Consider the following 403-nt stretch of genomic DNA (forward strand, 5'->3'; position numbering starts at 1 on the left):
AGGAGGGCGCTTACCACGGTAGGATTCGTGACTGGGGTGAAGTCGTAACAAGGTAGCCGTATCGGAAGGTGCGGCTGGATCACCTCCTTTCTAGAGTAGCACTGGTTCTTGTAACCACATCAAGCGTCCACACTTATCGGCTGTAATAGATCACTGGTTTTACGTAAGCCTTGAGGCTTAGGTAAAAGCAGTATCGTTCTTTAACAATCTGGAAGAAGTAAAGTTTTATTTAAGCGTGTAGAAATACACACTTAGGGTAGTAAAACTCATCATCACAAGTAGTAAATGCTTGCCTAATAGCCGTCAAGGTTATAGGGACAAGTGAATAAGTGCACATGGCGGATGCCTTGGCGATTACAGGCGATGAAGGACGTAGTAGCTTGCGATAAGCTGCGGGGAGCTA

The 403-nt window shown here is 45.9% G+C and carries 2 rRNA genes; both read left to right on the forward strand.

Features of this window, described 5'->3' with window-relative positions:
- A 16S ribosomal RNA gene (locus tag GJ698_RS30265) occupies positions 1-90 on the forward strand; the annotation flags it as partial.
- A gap of 225 nt (positions 91-315) precedes the next feature.
- Positions 316-403, forward strand: a 23S ribosomal RNA gene (locus GJ698_RS30270); the annotation flags it as partial.

It is taken from the genome of Duganella aquatilis (assembly GCF_009674565.1).
GTDB classification, from domain to species: domain Bacteria; phylum Pseudomonadota; class Gammaproteobacteria; order Burkholderiales; family Burkholderiaceae_D; genus Rugamonas; species Rugamonas aquatilis.